The sequence below is a fragment of the Pseudooceanicola sp. LIPI14-2-Ac024 genome, assembly GCF_042188925.1.
In the GTDB taxonomy this organism is placed as follows: domain Bacteria; phylum Pseudomonadota; class Alphaproteobacteria; order Rhodobacterales; family Rhodobacteraceae; genus Pseudooceanicola.
The window spans coordinates 47,095-70,597 of record NZ_CP170102.1 but is presented as its reverse complement, the minus strand read 5'-3'; the positions used below and the strand labels follow the sequence as shown (position 1 = coordinate 70,597).

Sequence of the window (23,503 nt, the reverse complement as noted above, 5' to 3'; positions counted from 1 at the left end):
GTGACCATCCGAGACGACGAATACCATGTGGGGGTCTGGGCGGCGAAGACGCCGGACCGCCCGGCGGTGATCGAGGCCGAGACCGGCCGCGTCATCACCTTTGCCGAGTACGAGGCGATGTCGAACCGCATCGCCCATCTGGCCCGGCGGCTGGGGCTCAAGCCTGACGACCATGCCGTGGTGCTACTGGAGAACCGGTTCGATTACCTGCCGATTTTCTGGGGCCTGATCCGCGCCGGGCTGCGGGTGACGCCGATGCCGACGCACCTGACCAAGGGCGAAATCGAATACATCCTCGCGGATTGCAAGGCAAAGTTCTTCCTGACCTCCTCGGGCCTCGCCCCGACGGCGACACAGCTCGACCTGTCGCGCATCCCGGCCGAGGCACGGATGATGATCGACGGCGCCGCCCGCGGTTTCGTCGATTTCTCCGAGGCGCTTTACGGCCTGCCCAAGACCCCGATCCCGGACCAGCGCGAGGGGATCGACATGCTCTATTCCTCGGGCACCACGGGGCGACCCAAGGGCGTGCGCAAGCCGATGCCGCAGGGCGATTTCGGCGTCCCGCCCGCGATCCTGCACAAGACCGCCGAACGCTTCGGATTCGGCGAGGACACGATCTACCTGCACCCCTCGCCGCTCTACCACGCGGCCCCGCTGGGCTACACGCTCAGGATCGGGCGGCTCGGCGGCTGCATCGTGGTGATGAAGAAATTCGACGCCGAGGCCTGCCTGGCCAACATCGAACGTTACAAGGTCACCCACAGCCAGTGGGTGCCGACGCACTTCAACCGTCTGCTGAAACTGCCCGAGGACACGCGGGCGAGCTATGACCATTCCACCCTGCGCTGCGCGATCCACGCCGCCGCCCCCTGCCCGCACGACATCAAGCGGGCGATGATCGACTGGTGGGGCCCGGTGATCCAGGAGTACTACGCGGGGTCGGAAAGCAACGGCCAGTGTTCCATCACCAGCGAGGAATGGTTGGCGCGCCCCGGCTCGGTCGGACAGGCCAAGGTCGGGGAGCTGCACATCTGCGACGAGGCCGGGCGCGAGCTTCCGGCGGGCGAGATCGGCACGATCTACTTCGGCGGCGGTTCGACCTTCGAATACCACAACGACCCGGAAAAGACCGCCGGATCGCGCCACCCGACGCAGCCCTGGTCGACCATCGGCGATGTCGGCTACGTGGACGACGAAGGCTACCTGTACCTGACCGACCGCAAGAGCTTCATGATCGTCTCCGGCGGGGTGAACATCTACCCGCAGGAGGTCGAAGCGCTGCTGCTGACCCACCCGGCGGTCGAGGATGCCGCCGTCTTCGGCGTGCCGAACGAGGACTTCGGCGAAGAGGTGAAGGCGGTCGTGCAGCTCAAGATCGGGGTGCCGCAGAGCGACGCCATCGCGGCCGAGCTGATCGGTTTCTGCCGCGCGAACCTCAGCCATGTGAAATGTCCCCGCACGCTGGATTTCATCCGTGACATGCCACGGGGCGACAATGGCAAGCTCTACAAGAAGGTCCTGCGCGAACCCTACTGGCGGGACAAGACGCCGGCCTGACGGGCAGCGGCGAAGGATACGGGGCAACCCGAACCGGAGGAATGTGAATGAACTTCGAGTTTTCCGAGGAAGCGGTCGAGGTCCGCGACCAGGGCCGCCGTTTCCTGGCCGGACAGGCGTGCCTGCCGATGGTCCGCAAGTCGCTGGACGGCGACGGGATCCGCAACGAGGCGCTGTGGAAGGGGATCGTCGATCTCGGCTGGACCGGGGCCGCGATCCCCGAGGCCTATGGTGGCTACGGCATGGGATACGAGGCGCTCTGCGTGATCGCCGAGGAACTCGGGTATTCGCTGGCACCCGTGCCCTTCGCCTCGACCGCCTTCCTCGCCGCCGAGGCGCTGATGCTGGCGGGCTCGGAAGAGCAGAAGCAGGCCTGGCTGCCGAAACTCGCCAGCGGCGCGGCGACGGGCACCTTTGCCCTGTCCGAGGGCCCCGGCGCAATCGCCCCCGGCGCGGTGCAGCTGCGGTTCGAGGACGGAAAGCTCACCGGGACGAAATGGCCGGTGCCGGACGGCGCCACCGCCGACATCGCCGTGGTCGCGGCGCGGGACGGTGACGGGCGGATCGTGCAGGCGCTGGTCGACCTGCGCGGCGCGGGCGTGACGCGCCAGCCCCTCGACACCATCGACCCGTCCCGTCCGCAGGCCCGGATCGATTTCGACGCAGCCCCCGCGGAACTGCTGCAATCGAACGAGGATCCGTGGGACACGGTCCTCTCCCTGCTCGACCGGGCGGCGATCCTGACGGCCTTCGAAGAGGTCGGCGGCGCGCAGGCCTGCCTCGACATGGCGGTGGCCTATGCCAAGGAACGCAATGCCTTCGGCCGTCAGATCGGGTCCTACCAGGCGATCAAGCACAAGCTGGCGGATGTCTTCGTCGCGCTCGAACTGGCGCGGTCGAACGCCTACATGGGCGCGCTCGGCCTGACCTCGGGCGACCGGGACCTGGCGCTGGTCGCCGCCGCCGCGCGGGTGTCGTCGATCCAGGCCTTCACCGTGGCGTCGAGCGAGAACATCCAGACCCACGGCGGCATCGGCTTCACCTGGGAAGCGGACCCCCAGCTCTACTACCGCCGCGCCGGGGCGATGGCGGTCGGGCTGGGCACGCTCGCTTTCTGGAAAGACCGGCTGGTCGGCGCGCTGGAACGGCGCGAAGCGGCGTAAGGGAGGACACGAAATGGATCTGGAAGACACGAGGGAAGAAGCCGAGTACCGCGCCCGCGCGCGCGCATTCCTTGACGCCAATGCCCGCAAGCGGGACCGCACCACGCCCCCGGGCCGCTACGGCGGGGTGGACGAGGAGGCGCTGAAGGCCGCCCGCGACTGGCAGGCCCAGAAGGCCGCCGCCGGTTTCGCCGGCATCCGCTGGCCCGAGGCCTGGGGCGGCCAGGGCGGCAGCGCGATCGAAGAGATCATCTATGCGCAGGAGGAATCGAAATACACCGTGCCGCGCGGCGTCTACGAGATCGGGCTGGGCATGTGCCTGCCGACGATGATGGCCTATGCCACCCACGAACAGCTCGAACGCTACACCGGCCCCGCCCTGCGGGGAGAAGAAATCTGGTGCCAGCTCTTCTCGGAACCCTCGGCTGGATCCGATCTGGCCGGCCTGCGCACCCGCGCAGTGCGGGACGGCGACGAATGGGTTATCAACGGGCAGAAGATCTGGACCTCGGGCGCGCATCTGTCGGACTACGGTATACTGCTGACCCGGACCGACCCGTCGGTGCCCAAGCACAAGGGGCTGACGATGTTCTTCATCGACATGCACGCCCCCGGCGTCGAGGTGCGGCCGATCCACCAGATGTCGGGTGCGTCGCATTTCAACGAGGTGTTCTTTACCGACCTGCGGGTCAAGGACGAACAGCGGCTCGGCGCGGTCGGCGACGGCTGGAAGGTCGCGCTGACCACGCTGATGAACGAACGCCTCGCCGTCGGGGACGAACCGCGCCCGGACATCGAGGATTTCATCGCCTTCGCCGAAAGCTACGAGATGAACGGCGCGCCCGCGATCAAGGACCCGGTGATCCGTGACCGGATCGCCGACATCTACGCCCGCTCCGCCGGGGTGAAGAACGCGCGCTTCCGCTCGATCACCGCCCTGTCGCGCGGCGAGACGCCGGGGCCCGAGGCGTCGATCGGGCGGCTGGTGAACGCGATGAAGCAGCAGGAGATCGCACGCCTCGCGCTCGAGATGATGGGGGCCGCCGGCACGGTGTCGGACCCGGCGGTGGCGCCGGCGCTTGGCAGTTTCCAGCAGTCGCTGCTGTCCTCGCCCGGGCAGCGGATCGCGGGCGGCACGTCCGAGATCCTGCGCAACATCATCGCCGAACGGGTGCTCGGCCTGCCCGGCGACGTGCGGGTCGACAAGGACAAGGCGTTTCAGGACATGGCCTGAGGTCTGCCCCCTTCTGCAAGCCACGGCGCCCGCCCCCAAAGGCGGGCGTCTCGCGTTCCGGCATCGCCTTACTTGCGTTAACTTTGTTTAATCCATACTGAACGGTCTGAACACAGCAGGGCCCCGGATGACCGATTCCCCCACCGACCGCTTTGTCGAGACGCTCGGCATGATCAACCAGTCCGAGGGACTGCCCCGCATCTCGGGTCAGATCCTTGCTTTTCTGCTGCTTTCGGACGAGCCTCGGAGCCTGAACGACATCGCCGGCGCGCTCGACATTTCCAAGGCCTCGGCATCGACCAACACGCGGCTGCTGGAGGCGCGCGGCATGGCATCAAAGGTGTCCCGCAAAGGTTCGCGCCTCGACCTCTGGATCGTCGAGCCCTACCCGCACATGAAGATGCTGCCCGGCCTTGCCGAACGCTTCCGCAGGTATGCCCGCACGGTCGAGGAGATCGCGGCGGATTTTCCCGAAGCCGAGGCCCACAAGCGCCACAAGGTCACCGAGTTCGCGACCTTTTACCGCGACACCGCCGACTTTTTCGAGGCCTGGTCCGCCCGCCTCGCCGCCGACCCGTCCCGCAGCCGCAACACCAACTGAGATCGGTTCCCCATGAACGACGACCATCAGAAACCCGACTGGGCCATGTCCGACCGTGAACGGGCCAACAGGGAGGCCGCCGCACGCGGCGAACCGGTCGCGCGCCGCCGCTGGCTCTGGCCGGTGGTGATCCTCGTCGCGGTGATCGTGGTGCTGGCCCTGCTGATCGGCGGCGGCGACGACGACGCCGATGCGCCGCCCGCGACCAACGAGGTCGTGATGCAGATCCTGCCGTCGGAACTGGCCGAGGTGTCGAGCGGCACGCTGCGCGACGTCGTGCGGGTGACCGGCTCCCTCGCCCCGGCCCGCACGCTGGCGATCCCGGCCGAGGTCTCGGGCCGTGTCGCGACCGTCGAGGTGCAGGCCGGCGACGCAGTCGAGGAAGGCGATGTCCTTGTCACCATCGACGTGCAGACCCTGACCAACCAGCTGGAACAGCAACGCGCCAATGCCGAGGCGACGCGCGCCCAGCTGGAGCTGGCGGAAGAGGAATTTGCCCGCACCGAAAGCCTGGTGAACCGCGGCGTCTCCTCTCCCTCCGCGCTCGACCAGCAACAGGCGCAGGTCCGGCAGCTCGAGGCGAACCTGCAGGCACAGCTGCGCCAGGTCGCCACCGCCGAGGATTCGCTGGGCAAGGCCACCGTCACCGCCCCCTTTGCCGGCATCATCTCGGAACGGTCGGTCGATCCGGGCGCCTACGTGAACACCGGCACCGCGCTGATGACGCTGGTGGACATCTCCGAACTGGACCTGAACGGCGTCGTGCCGGTGATCTACGCCCCGCAGATAGGCGTCGGCCAGGCGGGTGAGGTGCGCGTCGACGGGCTGGGCGACCGGGTGTTCCAGGGCACGGTCGAGCGGATCGCGCCGGTCGCGACCTCGGGCACGCGGATGCTGCCGATCTTTGCCGCCGTGGCGAACCCGGACGGCGCGCTCAAGGGCGGGATGTTCGCGTCGGGCGTGCTGGTGCTGGACGAAAAGCAGGACGCCATCGGCATTCCCGTCGAGGCGCTGCGCGAGGATAGCGAAGGACAGTACGTGCTCAAGCAGGAGGGCGACATCGTCGTCCGCCAGCCGGTCGAGACCGGCAAGACCTGGGAGGGCGGCCAGACGGTCGAGATCGCGTCGGGCCTGAGCGACGGCGACATCATCATCTCGACCGAGATGGCGCGCCTGCAGCCCGGTATGAAGATCACCGTGGTCGAGGAGTGACGCCATGTTCCTGACCCGCATCTCCGTCGCGCAGCCGGTCTTTGCCACCATGGTGATGGTGGCGGTCTTCGTGATCGGCCTCTTCGCCTACCAGCGGCTTCCGGTGGAACAGCTGCCCGATGTCGACTTCCCGGTCGTCGCGGTGGTGGTCAGCTATCCCGGCGCCACGCCCGAGGCGGTCGAGGCCGACATCATCAAGCCGATCGAGGATTCCGTCTCGACCCTGTCGGGCGTGGACACGATCCAGTCGACCGCGCAGACCAGCTCTGCCATGGTGATCGTCCAGTTCGAGCTCGAGGTCGACAGCTCGGTCGCGGCGCAGGACGTGCGCGACAAGATCGCCCAGATCTCGGGCGACCTGCCCGACACCTCGGACGACCCGCGCATCCTGCGGTTCGACCCCTCGGCGATGCCGGTGATCTCGGTCGGGATCTCGTCGGACCGGTTCGATCCCGGCACACTGACCGCGCTGGCCGAGGACCAGATCGCCACCCGCATCTCGAACATCTCGGGCGTCGGCAGCGCCTCGGTCGTGGGGGGCATCCCGCGCGAGATCCACGTGCTGCTCGACCCGAACCGGATGGCCGCGCTTGGCATCGGCGCGCCTGAGATCGCCACCGCCCTGTCGTCCGAGAACATCGATCTGCCCGCAGGCTCGGTGACCGAGGCCGGGTCGAAGCAATCGGTGCAGGTCGAGGGACGGATCCAGAAGCTGGCCGATTTCAACGACATCATCATCGCGCGGCGCGGCGGCTACCCGGTGCGGCTGAGCGACCTCGCCCGGACCGGGACCGAGCTGGCCGAGCAGGAAAGCCTGGCCATGCTGGACGGCCAGCCGGCGCTGGCCATCGACATCGTCAAGACGCAAGGCGCCAACACCGTCGCCGTGGCCGAGGCGGTGCGCGAGGAGGTCGCCAAGCTGGGCGAGGATCCGCAGTACGAGGGCATCACCTTCGAGATCATCCGCGACAACGCGATCCCGGTCGAAGAGAGCTTTCACGCCGTCCAGTCCATGCTGCTCGAAGGGGCATTGCTGGCGACGGTGATCGTGTTCCTGTTCCTGAACTCGTGGCGCTCGACGGTGATCACCGGCCTGACCTTGCCGATCTCGATCATCGGCACGATGGCAGCCATCTACTTCCTTGGCTTCACCCTGAACATGATGTCGATGATGGCGCTCAGCCTCGCGGTCGGCATCCTGATCGACGACGCCATCGTGGTGCGCGAGAACATCATGCGTCACCTCCACATGGGCAAGGATCACGTGACCGCCGCGCTCGACGGCACGAACGAGATCGGGCTGGCGGTGCTGGCCACCACGCTGTCGATCGTCGCGGTGTTCTTGCCGGTGGCCTTCATGGAGGGCATCCTCGGCCGGTTCTTCCTGCAGTTCGGGGTGACGGTGTCGGTGGCGGTGCTGATTTCCCTTTTCGTGTCCTTCACGCTCGACCCGATGATGTCATCGGTCTGGTACGACCCGGCGGCGAACCCGAACGTCAAGCGGGGGCCCGTGGGCCGCGCCATCGGCAAGTTCGAAGCCTTCTTCGAGTGGCTGGGCGAGAAGTACGGAGAGTTGCTGCGCGTCTGCCTGCGCTGGCGCAAGATGACGCTGCTGGTGGCGGTGCTGGCCTTTGTCGGCGGCCTGTCGCTCTTCACCGTGGTGGGGGCCGAGTTCGTGCCGCCCGCCGACACCTCCGAGGTGCAGGTCGACATGGAAATGCCGGTCGGCACCCCGCTCGACCGCACGGCCGCCAAGATCCGGCAGGTCGATGCCGTGCTGCGCGGCGGCTTCCCCGAGGTGACGGGCACCTATGCCACAGTCAACTCCGGCGTCGGCAGCAGTTCCGAAACCGCGGCCTCGATCCTGGTGAAACTGGTCTCGCCAAACGACCGGACGCAGACGCCGACCGAGTTGGCGGGCCCGATGCGCGACGCGCTCGAGGCGATCCCCGGAGCGAAGTTCCGGGTCGGCGCCCCCGGGTCGTTCGGCTCGGGCGTGGCGACACCGATCGAGGTGAAGATCTTCGGTGACGACCTCGACGTGCTGGAACGGCTGGCCAACACGCTGGCGGGCGAGATGGAACAGATCCCCGGCATGGTGGACGTGCGCACCTCGCTCGACGATCCGCAGCCGACACTGGGCGTGCAGGTCGACCGCGACTCCGCCTCGGACCTCGGCGTGTCGATGGCGCAGGTCGGCAATGCGCTGGCCCCGATGATCGGCGGCGAAACGGTGTCGGACTGGACCTCGCCGCAGGGCGACAGCTACGACGTGGTCCTGCGCCTGCCCGAGGACGCGCGCAACGATCCGATCACCTTCGGCTCTCTGCCCGTGGCGGCCAATGCCGACGGCACCGGGGTCGTCCGGCTGGACCAGGTCGCGACCGTCGCGCGGTCGCAGGGACCGGGAGAGATCACGCGCGAGGACCGGCAGCGGTCGGTGCAGGTCACGGCCGGCCTGCAGGGCACCGACATCCGACAGGTAAACCCGGCCCTGCAGGAGGCGATGACCGGCCTCGCCCTGCCCCCCGGCTACGGCGTCGGCACCGGCGGCGACGCCGAGCAGATCGCGGAATCCGGCGCCTCGGCCGCGGCGGCGCTGCTGCTGGCGGTGGTCTTCATCTACCTCGTGCTGGCGTCGCAGTTCGGCAGCTTCGTGCAACCCTTCGCGATCATGTCCTCGCTGCCGCTGGCGATCATCGGCGTGATGGTCGGCCTGCTGGTCGGCGGATCGACCCTGAACATGTTCTCGATCATCGGGTTCATCATGCTCATGGGCCTCGTGGTGAAGAACGCGATCCTGCTGGTCGACAACGCCAACCAGCACGTGCGCGGCGGCATGAACCTCTACGAGGCGCTGCTGGTCGCCGGGCGGACCCGGTTCCGCCCCATCGTCATGACCACGCTGGCGATGATCTTCGGGATGCTACCGCTGGCACTGAACATCCATGGCGGGTCGGGCCAGAACGCCCCGATGGCGCATGCGGTGATCGGCGGCCTGATCTCGTCCTCGTTGCTGACGCTGGTGGTGGTGCCGGTCCTGCTGACCTATGTCGATGGCTTCCTGCGGGTGATCCAGCCGCTGGTCCCGAAGGCACCCGACGACGCCCACGCCTGACCCGGGAAGGGGCCGGGAATCGGCGCAAAATGACACGCCGGTCCCGCCGCATCAATGCCGCGGGACCGGGCCCCACCCGGTCGGCCGAAAAGGGCCGCCGCACCCGCGATAGTCCGCCCGAAGGCCTTTGGTTCCAAGCTGCACTGCAGCATGCCTCTTTGCGCGGCGGAAGATTGCCAATCGGACGGTATTTTCGGCTTATCACCGCCAATTGATTGATGAACCATATTGATTTCCGCGCTGCGGCGAACAGGTATCTGCTCGATCTCACAGACGGAGAACCAATTGCCGGATTCGACCCTTAGTGCCCGCGCGCAAAGCCTGCGCAGCCGCCGCGCATTCCTCTGCGCGGCGACCAGCAGCCTCGCCTTGCCCACCCTCCTCGGATCCAGCGCCCTCGCCCAGACAGTCGCCGCCACGGCGCCGTCCGAGGCGCCCGAGAGCAAGCCGTTCTCGTTCGAGATCCTGACCGAATGGATGCAGATGGCCGCGCGCGGCGACGCCACCCCGCCCGAGCAGGTGAGCGGCTTCCTGACCGAACTCGACTACGACGACTACCAGCGCATCCGCTTCGATCCCGAACGGGTCCGCTGGACCGAGGACGGGTCGAGCGTGCACCTGAACGCCTTCCACCTTGGCTGGCTCTTCAAGGAGCCGGTGCACATCCACGAGGTGGTCGACGGACAGGCTACCGAGATGCCGTTCTCGACGGCCGATTTCATCTACGACGATGTCGAGGCCGAGATCCCCGAGGACTTCGGCCTGCCAGGCGTCGCCGGCTTCCGGCTGATGACGCCGATCAACCGCGCCGACAAGTTCGACGAGATGGCGGCCTTCCTCGGTGCCAGCTACTTCCGCGCGCTTGGACGCGACACGCTCTATGGCCTGTCGGCCCGTGGCCTTGCAGTGAACACCGGCCTGCCCGAGGGCGAGGAATTCCCCCGGTTCAACGCCTTCTGGATCGAACGCCCGGTGCCGGGGGCCGAAACGGTGACCCTCTATGCCGCGCTCCGCAGCCCATCGGTCACCGGCGCCTACAAGTTCGTACTGACGCCCGGCGCGACCACCACGGTCGACGTGACCGCGCGCCTCTTTTTCCGCGAGGACATCGGCCAGCTTGGCATCGCGCCGCTAACCTCGATGTATCTGCACGGCGGCGTCGACCAGGGCGGGTTCGATGACTTCCGCCCCTCGGTGCACGACAGCGAGGCGCTGGTGATGAACCTCGCCTCGGGCGAGACCTTCGTGCGGCCGCTGAACAACCCGCCGCACCTGGCCGGGTCCTACTTTACCGCCGAGAACCCGACCTCGTTCGGGCTGGTGCAGCGCAACCGCGATTTCGACAACTACCTCGACGCGCAGGCGCACTACGAACGCCGCCCGTCGCTGATGATCGAACCGCTCGGCGACTGGGGCAAGGGCATGGTGCGCCTGATGGAGATCCCCTCGGACCTCGAGGGCAATGACAACATCGTCGCCTACTGGATCCCCGAGACCCCGGCCCGCGCCGGCGGGTCGATGGAAATCTCCTACCGGCAGCACTGGGGGCTGACGCCTCCGGGCGACGGGTCTGATGATCGTGCCCGGATTCTGCGCACACGTGCCGGAAAAGGCGGCGTTGCGGGCGTGAAGAAGGAAACCGATCGGCGGAAATTCGTCATCGACTTCGATGGCGCGCTTTTGGCGGAACTTCCCGACGCGGCCGAGGTTTCGCCCAGTGTCAGCGTCGCAAACGGCGAGGTGGCCGAGGCCGTGCTTTCGCGCATCCCCGGCACCGGAACCTGGCGGCTGGTGATCGAGGCGGCGGGCGAACCCGGCGCGACGGTCGAACTCAAAGCGGCCCTGACGGGCTACGGCAAAGTGCTGACGGAAACCTGGGTGTACCAATGGGTGAAGGAATGACCACCATCACGCAACAGCTCGCAGCGAACACGGCACCGCATGGCGAAGGCGACGACTGGCTGCCGCCCGAGGCGCCGCTGGCCATGCCGCGTCAGACTGTCCAACGCATCCCCGCGGGCGAAGGCCTGATCGCGCATATCCTGCGGGTTCTCTTCATGCCGCAACGCGGGTGACAGAGGTGCGGGAGCGGTTGAAAGCTTCCCCGGGACCCGGGTCCTGCGGGCCGTGGCGCTGCTGGCAAGCCTGCTTGCCGCCTGCGGCGCAACCGCCCTGCTGGCCGAGGCGACGATCTCGGACGGGCTCGACTGGATGGACCTGCTGCGCTGCGGGCTGATCTTTGTCACCACCGGCTGGCTGGCCTGGGGGGCCGCCCTGGCTTTTACCGGGCTGGCGCCGATGCGCCGCCGCGGCCCCCTTCCCGCGCCCGTCGACGGCCCGCCGCCACGCTCGGTCATCCTGATCCCGATCTGCAACGAGGACGCGGTCGAATGCTTTGCCCGCGTCTCGGCCATGGCCCATTCGGTGCAGGCCGCCGGGGTCGAGGCCGATTTCGCCATCCTCTCGGACACCAGCGACGTCGTCGCCGCCCGTAAGGAACGCGAGGCGTTCGCCCGCCTGCGGGCCGAGGCTGAGGGCGTCGCCCGCATCTATTACCGCCGCCGCACCGACAACAAGGGACGCAAGGCCGGCAATGTCGAGGAGTTCTTTCGCACCTCGGGCGCGGCCTACGACTATGCCGTCATCCTCGATGCCGACAGCCTGATGGAGGGCGCCGCAATCCGCGAGATGATCGCGCGGATGCAGGCCGATCCCGACCTCGGGCTGTTGCAGACCCTGCCCAAGGTGATCGCCGCACGGTCGTTCTTTGGCCGCGCGATGCAGTTCTCGGCCGGGTTCCACGCGCCGGTCTTCACCCGCGGCCTTGCGCGGATGCAGGGCGTGACCGGGCCATTCTGGGGCCACAACGCGATCGTCCGCGTCCGCGCCTTTGCCCAGAGCTGCGCGCTGCCCGAGCTTACCGGCAAGCCGCCCTTCGGCGGGCATATTCTGAGCCACGACTACGTCGAGGCCGCCCTGCTCGCCCGCGCCGGCTGGAAGGTCGAGGTCGACGGCTCGATCGACGGGTCCTACGAGGAAGGGCCCGAGAACGTGCTGTCCTTTGCCAAGCGTGACCGCCGCTGGTGCCAGGGCAACCTGCAGCATTCGCGCCTCCTGTTCGCGCCCGGCCTTGCCGGGTGGAGCCGGTTCGTGTTCCTGCAGGGGATCTTTGCCTACATCGTGTCGCTGGTCTGGGCGGTGTTCCTGATCGCCTCGGTCGTGGCCGCCATGATCACGCCCGAGCCGAACTACTTCCCCGAACCCTACCAGCTGTTCCCGGCTTTCCCCGACGACCACACGCGCGAGCTGGCGACCCTGGCGCTCGGCATCGTCGGGCTGCTGATCCTGCCCAAGTTCGCCGTCCTGGCCGAAGCGGCCCTGAGCGGACGCGTGCGCGGGTTCGGCGGCACGCTCCGGGCGCTTGGGTCGGTCGTGGTCGAGATCCTGCTGACTTCGATCCTGGCGCCGATCATGATGCTCTACCAGAGCCGTGCGGTGCTGCAGGTCGCGTCGGGACAGGACGGCGGCTGGCCGGCCAACGCCCGCGGCGAGGGGCGGCTGACGCTGACCCAAGCCCTGCGGGCGGCCTTCTGGGTCGCCGTTGTCGGCGGGATCGCCTACGCGGCTACGCTCTACCTCTCGCCCGCGCTGGCGCCCTGGCTGCTGCCCGTCTGCCTGCCGATGATGGCAGGCCCGGCGGTCATCGCCTGGTCGTCGCAGCCCATCGGACGCTCGCTCTTTACCGTGCCCGAGGAACGCGACACCCCGCCGGTCGTCGCGACCTACCGCGCGACACTCGCAGACTGGACGGCCCCGGCCGAAGACCTTGGCGCGACGGAGGCCCGAGATGCCGCATGATGCCGAACTCCTGACCTTTCCCAAGGCCAGCAAGCAGCCCGTGCGCCGCCCGCGCGACCCCCGCATCGACGCCTTCCGCGGCATCGCGCTGGTGATGATCTTCATCGACCATACGCCGGGCAACCCGTACGAGAACTACACCCTGCGCAACTGGGGTTTCTCGGACGCGGCCGAGGCGTTTTTCATCATGTCGGGCATCGCGGCCGGGCTGGCATATGCCGGGCGCCTGCTGCCAGAGACCCGGGCTGACCAGGGTGCCTGGAACGGCATCGCGCCGATCTGGCGGCGGTCCTGGACGCTCTACATGACGCATGTCTTCCTCTGCCTCTGGGCGGTGGCGATCTTTGCCGCAGGGGCGGATTACTTCGGCATCCCCGACCTGCTGACGCGCCACAACCTCGCGCCCGTGTTCGAGGCCCCGCAGGAGGCGCTCTTTGGCCTGGCCGCGCTTGGCCACCAGATCGGCTATGTGAACATCCTGCCGACCTATTCCGCCCTGCTGCTTGCCGCGCCCTTCGCCATCATGCTGGGCCTGCGCAACCCGCTGGCGCTGATCTGCTCGGCGGTCTTCCTGTGGTTCGCGGCGGCGACGGTGCGGCTGAACTTTCCCAACTTCCCGAACGAGGGCGGCTGGTTCTTCAACCCCTTCTCCTGGCAGGTGATCTTTGTCACTGGCCTGCTCATCGGCCTCTACATGCGGCGGGGCGAACGGCTGGTGCCGTACTCCCGCGCGCTCTTCTGGCTGGCGGTCGGCTGGCTGGCGCTCTCTCTGGTCTGGCGCAACGTGCCGGCGGTCGGCGAGGTGATGAACCAGGGGATGTGGCAGCTGAAGGAGGCCGGCGCGCCGTGGTTCTTCGTGTCGCACGACAAGACCTTCGTCGCCCTGCCCCGCCTGCTGCACGTCCTGGCGATGGTCTACGTGCTGTCTTGCCTGCCCGTGGTCACCCGGCTCTGCGCCGCGCCCGCGGCGGAGCCGCTGCGGCTGATGGGGCGGCAGGGGCTGCTGGTCTTCTCGCTCGGCACGCTGATGGCGCTGGCGCTGCAGGTCGTGATCGAGGGTTACGCCCATATCCCCGCCCTGCCTTGGGTGCTTCTGCCGCTTGGCGTGCTGGTGATGATCGGGGCCGCCTGGCTGGCCGATGCGCCCCGCCGCAAGGCTGCCGCCGCACGCCCGGCCCCGCGCGACGCGTTGCCGGTGTCCAAACGCGGCGAACGCGGCGCGGTGACCGCCTGACCTTTGACGCGGCCGCCCTCGATGCCTAGATTTGGGCCTCAAGCGGAGGACAGGACATGGCCGGAGGCTGGTCGCGCGACGGCGCGGTGAACGAACAGATCGAAGCCTCGATCGCGGACGAGTTGCAGCGGCTCAAGGCCCGCAGGGCGCCCGTGGGCGAGAGCCTGACCCATTGCGCCGAATGCGAAGAGCCGATCCCCGAGCCGCGCCGCATCGCGATCCCGGGCGTGAAGCTTTGCATCGACTGCCAGCAGGAACGCGACGGCCGGGTACAGGTGCGCGGCGGCATCAACCGGCGCGGATCGAAGGACAGCCAGCTGAAGTAGCGCCCTGTTGCGGTCAGAGCTCGTGCGCCCGCGGCGGATTGGCCCCGGCGCGCGACACGGTGACGGCGGCCACCCGGTGGCCATGGGCGATGGCGGCGGCGACCTGATCATCACTCATGACGGCCAGCGACTTTCGGTCCAGCAATCCGGCCCGCGCCAGGTGCGCCAGCACGCCCGCGTTGAAGGCATCCCCTGCCCCCACCGTGTCGACCACCGTCACCGGCTTGGCCGCCACCTGCACCGTGCGGCCGCCGGGCAGGACGGCCGTCGCGCCCCGTGCCCCTTCGGTCACGATCACGATCCCCGTCGCACCGATGGCCTGCACCTTTCCGGCCAACGCCGCCGCCCCGGGCGCCAGCCAGTCGAGGTCTTCGTCAGAGACCTTGACGATGTCGGCCCGCGCCAGCATCGCGCCAAGCCGGGCGCGGTAGCGGGCCTCGTCCGCGATGAAATCCGGTCGGATGTTCGGGTCGATCATCATCACGCGGGAGCCCGCCGCACGGTCCAGCAGGGCGGCAAAGGCCTCGGCCCCCGGCTCTACCGCCAGGCTGTTGCCGCCGAAGACGAGCGTGCCGACCTCCGGTCCCGGGACGGGCATGTCCGCGGGGCGCAGCATCCGGCCGGCCGAGCCCTCGTCCTTGAACCGGTATCGTGCCACGCCGTTTTCCAGCGTGACGATGGCCCGCGTGGTCGGGCGGTCGGTGCGGATCGACAGGCGGGTCTCCACGCCGCTTTCGGCCAGCGTGGCGGCCAGCATCCGGCCATGGGCATCGGTCGACAACCCGGTGAGGAGCCCCACCTCGACGCCAAGCCGCCCGAGCGCCAGGGCCGTGTTGAACACCGCGCCGCCCGGATGCGGCACCAGGGTGCCATCGGCATCCGGGATCAGGTCGACCAGGGCCTCGCCGCAACACAGGATCATCCGCCGCCCCCTTGCCAAAACCGCGCGTCCCCGGCGGCTTAGCCCAAATCCGCGGCCCTGGCGACCGCCCGGCGGCCACCAGATCGCACCGGGATCTTGTCCTCGGCGATCGTATGCTGTCATTGTATGCACAATCCGACTGCCGAGGTGCCACCAGATGTCCACGCCCGAGAAGAACCGGACCGAGCTGATCTGCTCGGCCTTGCGGTCGGCGATCCTGGAACGCGCGCTGCTGCCGGGCATGAAGCTGCCCGAGGACTCGCTCGGCGAACGCTTCGGCACCAGCCGCACGATCATCCGGCAGGCGCTGGAACGGCTGGCCGCCGAGGGGCTGGTTGAACTGCGCCGGAACCGCGGCGCCGCCGTCGCCTCGCCCAGCCTGGAAGAGGCGCGCGACCTGTTCGAACTGCGCGCCCAGATCGAGGACCTGGTGATCGCCCGACTCGTCGCCGGCCTCTCGCCCGAGGCCGAGGCGGCGCTGCAGGCGCACATCGCCAAGGAAGAGGCGGCGCAGGACGGGCCCGAACCGATCTCGATCCGGCTGGCGACCGAGTTCCACATCCTGCTGGCCGAGCTGACCGGATCGCCGGTGCTGATCCGGTACGTCAACGAGGTGAGCTATCGCTGCGGGCTGACGCTGTCGATGTTCTCGCGCCCGCATTCGACCCATTGCGGCATCCAGGAACACCGCGACATCCTGCGGGCGCTCGCCTCGGGCGATGCAGAGGCGGCCAAGCGCATCGCGCGCGACCACCTGGCGGCGGTGTCCGACCGGGCGCAGTTCAAGGGCAAGGATCCGGGCAGCTTCAGCTACCTCGACGCGCTGGAACCCTACGCGACCGGCGTGCAACAGGGCTGAGCACCGGGCGGCAGAACCATCACAGGCAGGTATCCCATGAAACGACAGGTTTCGGTAATCGGTATCGGGGCGGGCAACCCCGAGTACGTGACCATGCAGGCCATAAAGGCGCTGAACAGGGTGTCGGTCTTCTTCATCCCGAACAAGGGCGACGACAAGGCCGACCTGCATCACCTCCGCCGCGAGATCTGCGAGCGCTACATCGAGGGCGATGCCTACCGCCTGGTCGATTTCGACATCCCCGAACGCTCCAAGGCCGGAGCCTACAAGTCCGACGTCGCCGCGTGGCGGGCCGAGGTGCGGCGCATCTATGAAACGCTCCTCACCGACGAGCTTGGGGCGGACGAGGTGGGCGGTTTCCTCGTGTGGGGCGATCCCTCGCTCTACGACGGCACGATGGAGATCCTCGACACGATCCGGGACGAGGGCCGGATGGACCTGGATTACGAGGTCATCCCCGGCATCAGCAGCGTCTCGGCGCTGGCGGCGCGGCACCGGATCGCGCTGAACCGGATCGGCGAGCCGTTGACCATCACGACGGCGCGGCTCGTCTCCCAGGGCCTGCCCGAGACCGGCGGCAATGTCGTCGTGATGCTGGATTCACGGTCGGCCTACCACCAGGTCGATCCGGACCTCGACATCCACTGGGGCGCCTACATCGGCACCGACGACGAGATCCTCGTCGCCGGCAGGCTTCGCGACGTCCGGGAGGAAATCGACCGCCGCCGCGCCGCCGCGCGCGATGAAAAGGGGTGGGTGATGGACACCTACATGCTGTCGCGCGGCAAGGGGTGAACGTGTCCGTTCAGGCCTCGATCCCCATCCGCACGAGGATCCTCTCGGCGCTGTCGTTCCAGACGTCCATCTTCACGATCTTGCCGCCCTCGACCACGAAGCGGTCGACGTAACGGTTGCCCTCGAACGGCGTGCCGTCGGGCCATTCGCCATAGAGGAAGCCGGTGGAGTAGACCACCACCCCCTCGGCCCCCTGCGCCACGTCGAACTGGCGCATGTCCTTCTTCACCCAGGCGTAGCGTTTCTTGTTCACCGAGGTCGGCCCCGAGGGATGATCGAAGACCTTGCCGCCGGTGAAGGTGATGACGACGCTCTCTGCCACGTAGGTCGCGGCGCGGTCCGGATCGGGCACCATCGAGGCCTCGAGGTAGTCGTGAACGATCCGCGCCTCTTCGGGCAGGTTGTCGAGGTCGATCCGGGCGGTGTCGGGCATGGGGCTCTCCTATCTGGTGTGATTCGCATGATGCGCCCGAGGGCGCCCTCCGGATACTGCATACGCAAATCCGATGCAAAAATTGCATACAATCTGATCGATCCTTGGGCAGAACGCGCGGTCACCCCGGAAACCGGCGCGAATTCGGGCGGCGATGTTTGACAGCTGGGCATGCCGTGGACGCCATGAATGCACAAGACATCGCGAACATGCCCACAGGGAGACACCACCACATGCCTGCACCCTTCACGTTCACCCGCCGCGCGCTGCTGGCCGCCGCGACCTCGCTGATGGTCGTGGCCGGCCTGCCCGCCCGGGCGGAGGACCCGATCAAGCTCGGCCTTGTTGCCGCGCTCTCCGGCCAGTCGGCCAAGTCCGGCGAGGCCATCACCCGCGGCATCACGCTGGCCATCGACAAGATCAACGCCGAGGGCGGCGTGCTGGGACGGCCGCTCGAGCTGGTCAGCCGCGACGATGAATCGAACCCCGGCAAGGGCCTGATCGCCGCGCGCGAGCTGGTCCAGCGCGAAGGCGTCGCGGCGCTCATCGGCGGGCTCGACACCCCGGTGTCGATGGCCATCGTGCCCTTCGCGAACGAGGCCAAGGTGCCGTTCATGGGCCCCTGGGCCGCCGGCACCCCGATCACCGTGAACGGGGCGGAAGAGAACTATGTCTTCCGCGTCTCGGCGGTGGACGAATACGTGGACGAGGCGATCACCGAATACCTGGTCACCAAGTACGGCGCGAAAAAGCCCGGGATGATCCTGATCAACAACCCCTGGGGCGAGTCGAACGAGAAGGGCCTGATGAAGGCACTCGAGAAGCGCGGGATGGAACACGCGGGCATCGAGAAGTTCGAGAACAACGACGTCGACGTGGTCCCGCAGCTCACCCGGCTAAAGGAAAACGGGGCCGACAGCCTGTTCCTGGTCGCCAACGTCGCGCCCTCGGCCCAGGTGATCAAGTCGCTCGACAAGATGGGCTGGGACGTTCCGATCTCGTCCCACTGGGGCCCGGCCGGCGGCCGCTTCACCGAACTGGCCGGCAAGAGCGGCGAGAAGGTGCACTTCATCCAGACCTTCCTCTTCAGCGGCGAGGACCACCCGCTCTACGTCAAGCTGAAGGAGAAATTCCCCGAGGTGACATCGCTCGCCGACGTGACGCCCGCGACGGGCATCGGCAATGCCTATGACGCGACGCTGCTGCTGGCCGCCGCGATCGAGAAGGCCGGTTCGACCGAGGGCCCGGCGATCCGCCAGGCGATGTACGAGATCGAGGGCGTCGAGGGCGTGATCAAGACCTACGACAAGCCCTTCACCCCCGACAACCAGGACGCGCTCGGGCCGGAGGACTACACCTTCACCCAGTTCGTCGAGGGCGAGATCATCCCGATCGCCGACTGATCCAGTGTCCCGGTCCCGGCACGCCGCCGGGGCCGGTCCTTTCCCGAAAGACCCGCCCCGGCCGCGCCCGGGGCTTTCGCGCCGGAGCCGCCCCCATGACGCTTCTCATCACCGCCCTCGTGACAGGACTTGGCCTCGGCGCCATGTACGGCCTGATCGCGCTTGGCTTCCAGATCACCTATTCCGTCTGCTCCCGCGTGAACTTCGCCCAGGGATCGATGGTCATGCTGGGCGCGGTGCTCGGCTATGTCCTGACCGTGCGTGCTGGGCTGCCGGTGATCGTCGCCTACCCACTGGCCCTGCTGGGCTGCGGTCTGATGGGCATGCTGGTCGAACTGCTGCTGATCCGGCCCTTTGCCGACCGCGGCTCGGAGGCCTGGCTGATGGCGACGGTGGCGGGGGCATCCTGCTCGACAACGCGGTGCTCTTCACCTTCGGCAACGAACCCCGCTCCCTGCCTTCGCCGGGGGTCGAGACGACTTGGCAGGTGTTCGGCACCGGCGTCTACCCCCAGCAGCTCCTGATCCCGGTGGTGGCAATCGGGCTGGCGATCGGGCTGCAGCTTCTCTTCCGCCGCACGAAACAGGGCCGCGCCCTGCTCGCCGTGGTCCAAAACCCCGAGGCCGCGCGGCTGATGGGGATCAACACGGTCGCCATGATCTCGGGCGCCTTCGCGCTGTCCTCGATCCTGGCCGGGATCGCGGGCCTGCTGATCGCACCGCTGCTGTCGGTGCATTCCGACATGGGCACGCTCTTCGGCATCAAGGCCTTCGCGGTGGCAATCCTCGGCGGCATGACCTCGGCCTGGGGGGTGATGCTGGCGGGCTTCATCTATGGCCTCGTTGAGGCGCTGGTGACCACCTACTTCGGATCGTCCTACACCTATATCGTCGTCTTCGCCCTGCTGATCGCGGTGCTGGCGATCAAGCCCGCGGGCCTCTTTGGCCGCCGCGCGCTGCGGAAGGTCTGAGACGATGACTGCACAGATAAAAGCCCGCGCGCTCGACCTCTCCATCTTGGCCGCGACGATCCTCGGCCTCGTGCTGCTGCACACCACGGGCGGCTACACCCAGTTCATCCTCGGGATGGTCGCGATCTGGACCATCCTCTGCGTCGGGCTGAACGTGCTCTACGGGCTGACCGGCCTCGTCTCCCTCGGGCAGGTCGGTTTCTTCGCCATCGGGGCCTATGCCAACGCGATCCTGATGAAGGCTGGCGTGACCTTCTGGCTGGCCCTGCCCGCCGCCACCGCGATCACCGCGGGCGTCGGCTGCCTGCTGGCAGTCCCGGCCGTGCGCATGGCGGGCCCGTTCCTGGCCATGGTGACCATCGCCTTTGCCTTCATCGTCGAACACGTCGCCATCGAATGGCGCAGCCTGACCGGCGGCCAGAACGGGCTGATGGGTTTCGACATGCCCACGCTCTTCGGCATGGCCTTCGGCGAGCGGGAACTGATCATCCTCTCGATGCTCCTGGCCGGGCTGGCGCTGCTGGCCTACCGGCGCTTTGCAGCCTCCGGCTGGGGCACCGCCATGGTCGCGCTGCGCGAGGCGGACGTGGCCGCCGCCTCTCTCGGCTTCAACCCGTTCCTCACCAAGCTTGCCGCCTTTGCCATCGCGGCGGGCGCGGCAGGGCTGGCGGGCGGGCTCTTCGCGCCGCTGATGATGTTCATCGCGCCGTCGAACTTCGTGCTGTCGCAGTCGATCCTCTTCCTCTTCGCGGTCATCCTCGGCGGCGCGGGCACAGTGCTGGGGCCGCTGATCGGCGCGACCGTCGCCGTGATGCTGCCCGAGATGCTGTCGGACATGGCCGAGTACCGCCTGCTCTTCTTCGGCGCGCTGCTGATCGCCGTGCTGCTGCTGGCCCCGCGCGGGATCGTCGGGACCATCGCCGCGGTCCTGCCGCGCCGGGCCGAGCCGTCGCGCGCGGCCGACGCGTCTGCCGTCCTCGACTTCATCACGCCGGAACCGGGCGGCACCGGGCTGAAGGTGCAGGAACTGGGCATCACCTTCGGCGGGCTGCGTGCGGTCGAGGGAGCGAGCTTCGAGGCACGGCCGGGACAGGTCACCTCGATCATCGGGCCGAACGGGGCAGGCAAGACGACGCTCCTGAACATGGTGTCGGGCTTCTACACCCCCGGCGCCGGCCGTATCGAAACGGCGGGCCGCAACATCGCCGGCTGGTCGATGCACGCAACCGCCCGGCTGGGCGTGGCGCGGACCTACCAGGCGACGCGCCTCTTCGGTGCCCTCAGCGCCGAAGAGAACGTGCTGACCGGCTTCCGCAACGGGCGGTTCGGCGCCCCGCTTAAGGGGATCGCGGATGACGGGTCCCGGGCGATGGCACAGGGGCTGCTGCGCTTTGTCGGCTACTCGGGCGACACGGCGACGCCGGCCGCCGACCTGCCCCATGTCGACCGCCGCCTGGTCGAGATCGCGCGCGCGCTCGCGATGCGGCCGCATGTCCTGCTGCTGGACGAACCGGCGGCGGGGCTGATGCATGCCGACAAGATGACGCTCGCGGCCCTGCTGCGCCAGATCGCCGACCTCGGCATCGCGGTGGTGCTGGTGGAACACGACATGGAGATGGTGATGGGCATCTCGGACCGGATCTTTGCCCTCGACGCCGGCCAGCCGATCGCCTTCGGCACGCCCGAGGCGATCCGGTCGAACCCGCGCGTCATCGCCGCCTACCTCGGCGAGGGAGAGCTCAGGGCCCCGCCCCGCGTCCGCCCCTACGAGCCCGGCGCGATGGCCCGGCTCGCGACGCGCAACCTCTGCGCGGGCTACGGCGCGGCGGACGTGCTGAGCGACGTGAACCTGACGGTCCAGCAGGGCGAACTGGTGGCCCTGCTGGGGGCCAACGGCGCGGGCAAGTCGACCTTCCTCAAGGTGCTGTCGGGGCTGGTGCGGCCCAGCAAGGGCCAGGTGGTGCTGAACAACACCTACATCCACGAAGCCCCGCCCTACCGCATCGTCGAGGGCGGGCTGGTCCTGGTCCCCGAGGGGCGGCAGGTGTTCCCGGAGCTCACCGTGGCCGAGAACATCGAGCTGGGCGCGTACCGTCGTCGCCACCGCCCCGACGCGGGCGAGTTGGAGCGCATCCTGAACCGCTTCCCGCGCCTGCGCGAACGGATGGAAAGCCCGGCCGGTCTGCTCTCGGGCGGGGAACAGCAGATGATGGCGATCGCCCGGGGCCTGATGGCCGCGCCGCAGATCCTGCTGCTGGACGAGCCGTCGCTGGGCCTTGCGCCCGCCATGGTGGAGGAGCTCTACGCCATCCTCGCGGAACTGCGCGACGACGGGGTCACGATCCTGCTGGTCGACCAGATGGCGACGCTGGCATTGGCGGTGGCCGACCGGGGCTATGTGCTGGAACAGGGGCGGATCGTCGCGCAGGGCAGCGCGGCCGAACTGCGCCGCGACGACGCGCTAATCGCCGCCTACCTGGGCGGCGGAGAAGCGAGGGCCGCGGCGCAATGAGCCTTGACCTGATCATCCGAAAGGCCCGTCTGGCGGACGGGGCCGAACCTGTCGATCTTGGCATCGCGGGCGGGCGCATCGCCCGCATCGCCCCCTGCATCGAGGGCGAGGCCGAGGTGCGCGAGGCGCAGGGGCGCCTGCTGATCCGGGGCTTCGCCGACAGTCACCTGCACCTCGACAAGGCCTGCCTGCTCGACCGCGCCGCCAATCCCGAGGGCACGCTGAAGGGCGCCATCGCGGCGGTCAGTGCGGCCAAGAAGGGGTTCACCGAGGACGACGTATACGCCCGCGGCGCCCGCGTGCTGGACAAGGCCGTGGCCGAAGGCACCAACCTGATCCGCACCCAGGTCGAGATCGACCCGGTCGTGGGCCTCGCCGGGTTCCGCGCCGTGCAGCGGCTCAAGCGTGACTATGCCTGGGCGCTCGACCTTCAAATCTGCGTCTTTCCGCAGGAGGGGCTGCTGAACTACCCCGGCACCGAGGAGCTGCTGCGCCAGGCACTGGACGAAGGCGCAGACCTGCTGGGCGGCTGCCCCTATACCGACAGCGACCCGGCGGGCCATGTCGCGCGGGTGTTCCAGATGGCACGCGAATACGATGTCGATCTGGATTTCCACCTCGACTTCGACCTCGACACCACGTGGCGGCACCTCGACGAGGTCGCCCGCCAGACGGTCGCCCATGGCTACCAGGACCGTGTCGCCATCGGCCATGTGACCAAGCTGTCGATGCTGCCGCCCGGGCCGCTGGCGGACACCATCGCGCTGATGAAGGACGCGGGCATCGCCTTGACCGTGCTGCCGGCGACGGATCTCTTCATGACAGGGCGCGACCACGACCACGCGGTGCCGCGCGGGGTGGCACCGGCGCACCTGTTCCACAGGGCCGGCGTGTGCTGCACGGTGGCCAGCAACAACGTGCTGAACCCCTTCACGCCCTACGGCGACGCCTCCCTGCCCCGGATGGCGAACCTCTTTGCCAACGTGGCCCAGCTCGGCGCGCCCGAGGACCTCGCCCGCAGCTTCGCCATGATCACCGCCGATCCCTACCGCCTGTTGGGGCGCGGCGGCGCCGTGGCCGAAGGTCAGGCCGCCGACCTCGTCCTGCTGCCGGTGGGGAGCGCCGGCGCGGCGGTGGCCGAGATCGGGCGCCCCCTCTGGGGGCTCAAGGACGGGCGACCCTCGTTCGAACGGGCCGAGACGCGGCTCTTTCGCCCGTGACGGACGGAAGGTGACCGGCACGGGCGAAAAGATGACGTGGCAGTAGACAGGGACAGCCAAGGGTTGCAGGATCGGTAAGACCG

The 23,503-nt window shown here is 68.4% G+C and carries 20 protein-coding genes; 18 read left to right on the top strand and 2 right to left on the bottom strand.

From position 1 onward, the window contains the following. The 11 genes from ACE2AC_RS00320 to ACE2AC_RS00270 all read left to right on the top strand — a co-directional run bounded on the left by ACE2AC_RS00320 (nucleotide 1) and on the right by ACE2AC_RS00270 (nucleotide 14,306). Nucleotides 1-1,560 carry an AMP-binding protein gene (locus ACE2AC_RS00320; protein WP_375690121.1) on the top strand — a complete coding sequence of 520 codons (1,560 nt, stop codon included), beginning with the start codon at nucleotides 1-3 and terminating at the stop codon, nucleotides 1,558-1,560. A 47-nt stretch (nucleotides 1,561-1,607) separates the two neighbouring features. Beyond that, nucleotides 1,608-2,723, top strand: a complete 1,116-nt coding sequence (locus ACE2AC_RS00315; protein WP_375690119.1) for an acyl-CoA dehydrogenase family protein — start codon at nucleotides 1,608-1,610, stop codon at nucleotides 2,721-2,723. Between the two features lie 13 nt (nucleotides 2,724-2,736). Continuing rightward, nucleotides 2,737-3,957 (top strand): acyl-CoA dehydrogenase family protein, encoded by a 1,221-nt coding sequence (locus ACE2AC_RS00310; protein ID WP_375690117.1) that lies wholly within the window; start codon nucleotides 2,737-2,739, stop codon nucleotides 3,955-3,957. 127 nt (nucleotides 3,958-4,084) lie between these two features. Further along, nucleotides 4,085-4,558, top strand: coding sequence for a GbsR/MarR family transcriptional regulator (locus ACE2AC_RS00305; RefSeq protein ID WP_375690115.1), 474 nt, complete (start codon nucleotides 4,085-4,087; stop codon nucleotides 4,556-4,558). A 12-nt stretch (nucleotides 4,559-4,570) separates the two neighbouring features. Further along, a complete protein-coding gene (locus ACE2AC_RS00300) occupies nucleotides 4,571-5,770 on the top strand; it encodes an efflux RND transporter periplasmic adaptor subunit (RefSeq protein ID WP_375690113.1) in 1,200 nt (399 codons plus the stop codon). Nucleotides 5,771-5,774: 4 nt separating this feature from the next. Further along, nucleotides 5,775-8,888: an efflux RND transporter permease subunit gene (locus ACE2AC_RS00295; RefSeq protein ID WP_375690111.1), complete on the top strand. Its 3,114-nt coding sequence runs from the start codon at nucleotides 5,775-5,777 to the stop codon at nucleotides 8,886-8,888. A 369-nt stretch (nucleotides 8,889-9,257) separates the two neighbouring features. Beyond that, nucleotides 9,258-10,790, top strand: a complete 1,533-nt coding sequence (locus ACE2AC_RS00290) for a glucan biosynthesis protein (protein ID WP_375690109.1) — start codon at nucleotides 9,258-9,260, stop codon at nucleotides 10,788-10,790. Further along, on the top strand, nucleotides 10,787-10,963 hold the full coding sequence (locus ACE2AC_RS00285; protein ID WP_375690107.1) for a hypothetical protein: 177 nt from the start codon (nucleotides 10,787-10,789) through the stop codon (nucleotides 10,961-10,963). Before ACE2AC_RS00290 ends, ACE2AC_RS00285 begins: the two co-directional genes overlap by 4 nt. 52 nt (nucleotides 10,964-11,015) lie before the next feature. Beyond that, nucleotides 11,016-12,746, top strand: coding sequence for a glucans biosynthesis glucosyltransferase MdoH (mdoH, locus tag ACE2AC_RS00280; protein WP_375690105.1), 1,731 nt, complete (start codon nucleotides 11,016-11,018; stop codon nucleotides 12,744-12,746). Further along, entirely contained in the window at nucleotides 12,736-13,980 is a 1,245-nt protein-coding gene (locus ACE2AC_RS00275; protein WP_375690103.1) for an OpgC family protein, read from the top strand. Before mdoH ends, ACE2AC_RS00275 begins: the two co-directional genes overlap by 11 nt. Nucleotides 13,981-14,036: 56 nt before the next feature. Beyond that, a complete protein-coding gene (locus tag ACE2AC_RS00270) occupies nucleotides 14,037-14,306 on the top strand; it encodes a DksA/TraR family C4-type zinc finger protein (protein ID WP_375690101.1) in 270 nt (89 codons plus the stop codon). Between the two features lie 13 nt (nucleotides 14,307-14,319). On the opposite strand, the gene ACE2AC_RS00265 is transcribed toward ACE2AC_RS00270, so the two are convergent. Continuing rightward, nucleotides 14,320-15,228: a carbohydrate kinase gene (locus ACE2AC_RS00265; protein ID WP_375690099.1), complete on the bottom strand. Its 909-nt coding sequence runs from the start codon at nucleotides 15,226-15,228 to the stop codon at nucleotides 14,320-14,322. A gap of 157 nt (nucleotides 15,229-15,385) precedes the next feature. On the opposite strand from ACE2AC_RS00265, the gene ACE2AC_RS00260 reads away from it, so the two are divergent. Together ACE2AC_RS00260 and cobF are read left to right on the top strand one after the other, a co-directional pair. Next, complete coding sequence (locus ACE2AC_RS00260) at nucleotides 15,386-16,087, top strand: GntR family transcriptional regulator (RefSeq protein WP_375690097.1); 702 nt, start codon at nucleotides 15,386-15,388, stop codon at nucleotides 16,085-16,087. Between the two features lie 36 nt (nucleotides 16,088-16,123). Next, the gene (gene cobF, locus ACE2AC_RS00255) at nucleotides 16,124-16,882 is read left to right on the top strand and encodes a precorrin-6A synthase (deacetylating) (protein WP_375690094.1); all 759 of its coding nucleotides are present in this window, start codon (nucleotides 16,124-16,126) and stop codon (nucleotides 16,880-16,882) included. A gap of 10 nt (nucleotides 16,883-16,892) precedes the next feature. On the opposite strand, the gene ACE2AC_RS00250 is transcribed toward cobF, so the two are convergent. Next, nucleotides 16,893-17,315 (bottom strand): nuclear transport factor 2 family protein, encoded by a 423-nt coding sequence (locus tag ACE2AC_RS00250; RefSeq protein WP_375690092.1) that lies wholly within the window; start codon nucleotides 17,313-17,315, stop codon nucleotides 16,893-16,895. A 233-nt stretch (nucleotides 17,316-17,548) separates the two neighbouring features. On the opposite strand from ACE2AC_RS00250, the gene ACE2AC_RS00245 reads away from it, so the two are divergent. From ACE2AC_RS00245 to ACE2AC_RS00225, 5 genes are all read left to right on the top strand, one after another. After that, a complete protein-coding gene (locus ACE2AC_RS00245) occupies nucleotides 17,549-18,718 on the top strand; it encodes an ABC transporter substrate-binding protein (protein WP_375690090.1) in 1,170 nt (389 codons plus the stop codon). A gap of 95 nt (nucleotides 18,719-18,813) precedes the next feature. Beyond that, nucleotides 18,814-19,242 (top strand): hypothetical protein, encoded by a 429-nt coding sequence (locus ACE2AC_RS00240; RefSeq protein WP_375690088.1) that lies wholly within the window; start codon nucleotides 18,814-18,816, stop codon nucleotides 19,240-19,242. Next, complete coding sequence (locus tag ACE2AC_RS00235) at nucleotides 19,206-19,688, top strand: branched-chain amino acid ABC transporter permease (RefSeq protein ID WP_375690086.1); 483 nt, start codon at nucleotides 19,206-19,208, stop codon at nucleotides 19,686-19,688. The genes ACE2AC_RS00240 and ACE2AC_RS00235 overlap by 37 nt, the downstream gene beginning before the upstream one ends. A 4-nt stretch (nucleotides 19,689-19,692) precedes the next feature. Further along, nucleotides 19,693-22,200, top strand: coding sequence for an ATP-binding cassette domain-containing protein (locus ACE2AC_RS00230; protein WP_375690084.1), 2,508 nt, complete (start codon nucleotides 19,693-19,695; stop codon nucleotides 22,198-22,200). Then, a complete protein-coding gene (locus tag ACE2AC_RS00225; RefSeq protein ID WP_375690082.1) occupies nucleotides 22,197-23,420 on the top strand; it encodes an amidohydrolase family protein in 1,224 nt (407 codons plus the stop codon). Before ACE2AC_RS00230 ends, ACE2AC_RS00225 begins: the two co-directional genes overlap by 4 nt. Nucleotides 23,421-23,503 lie beyond the last annotated feature (83 nt).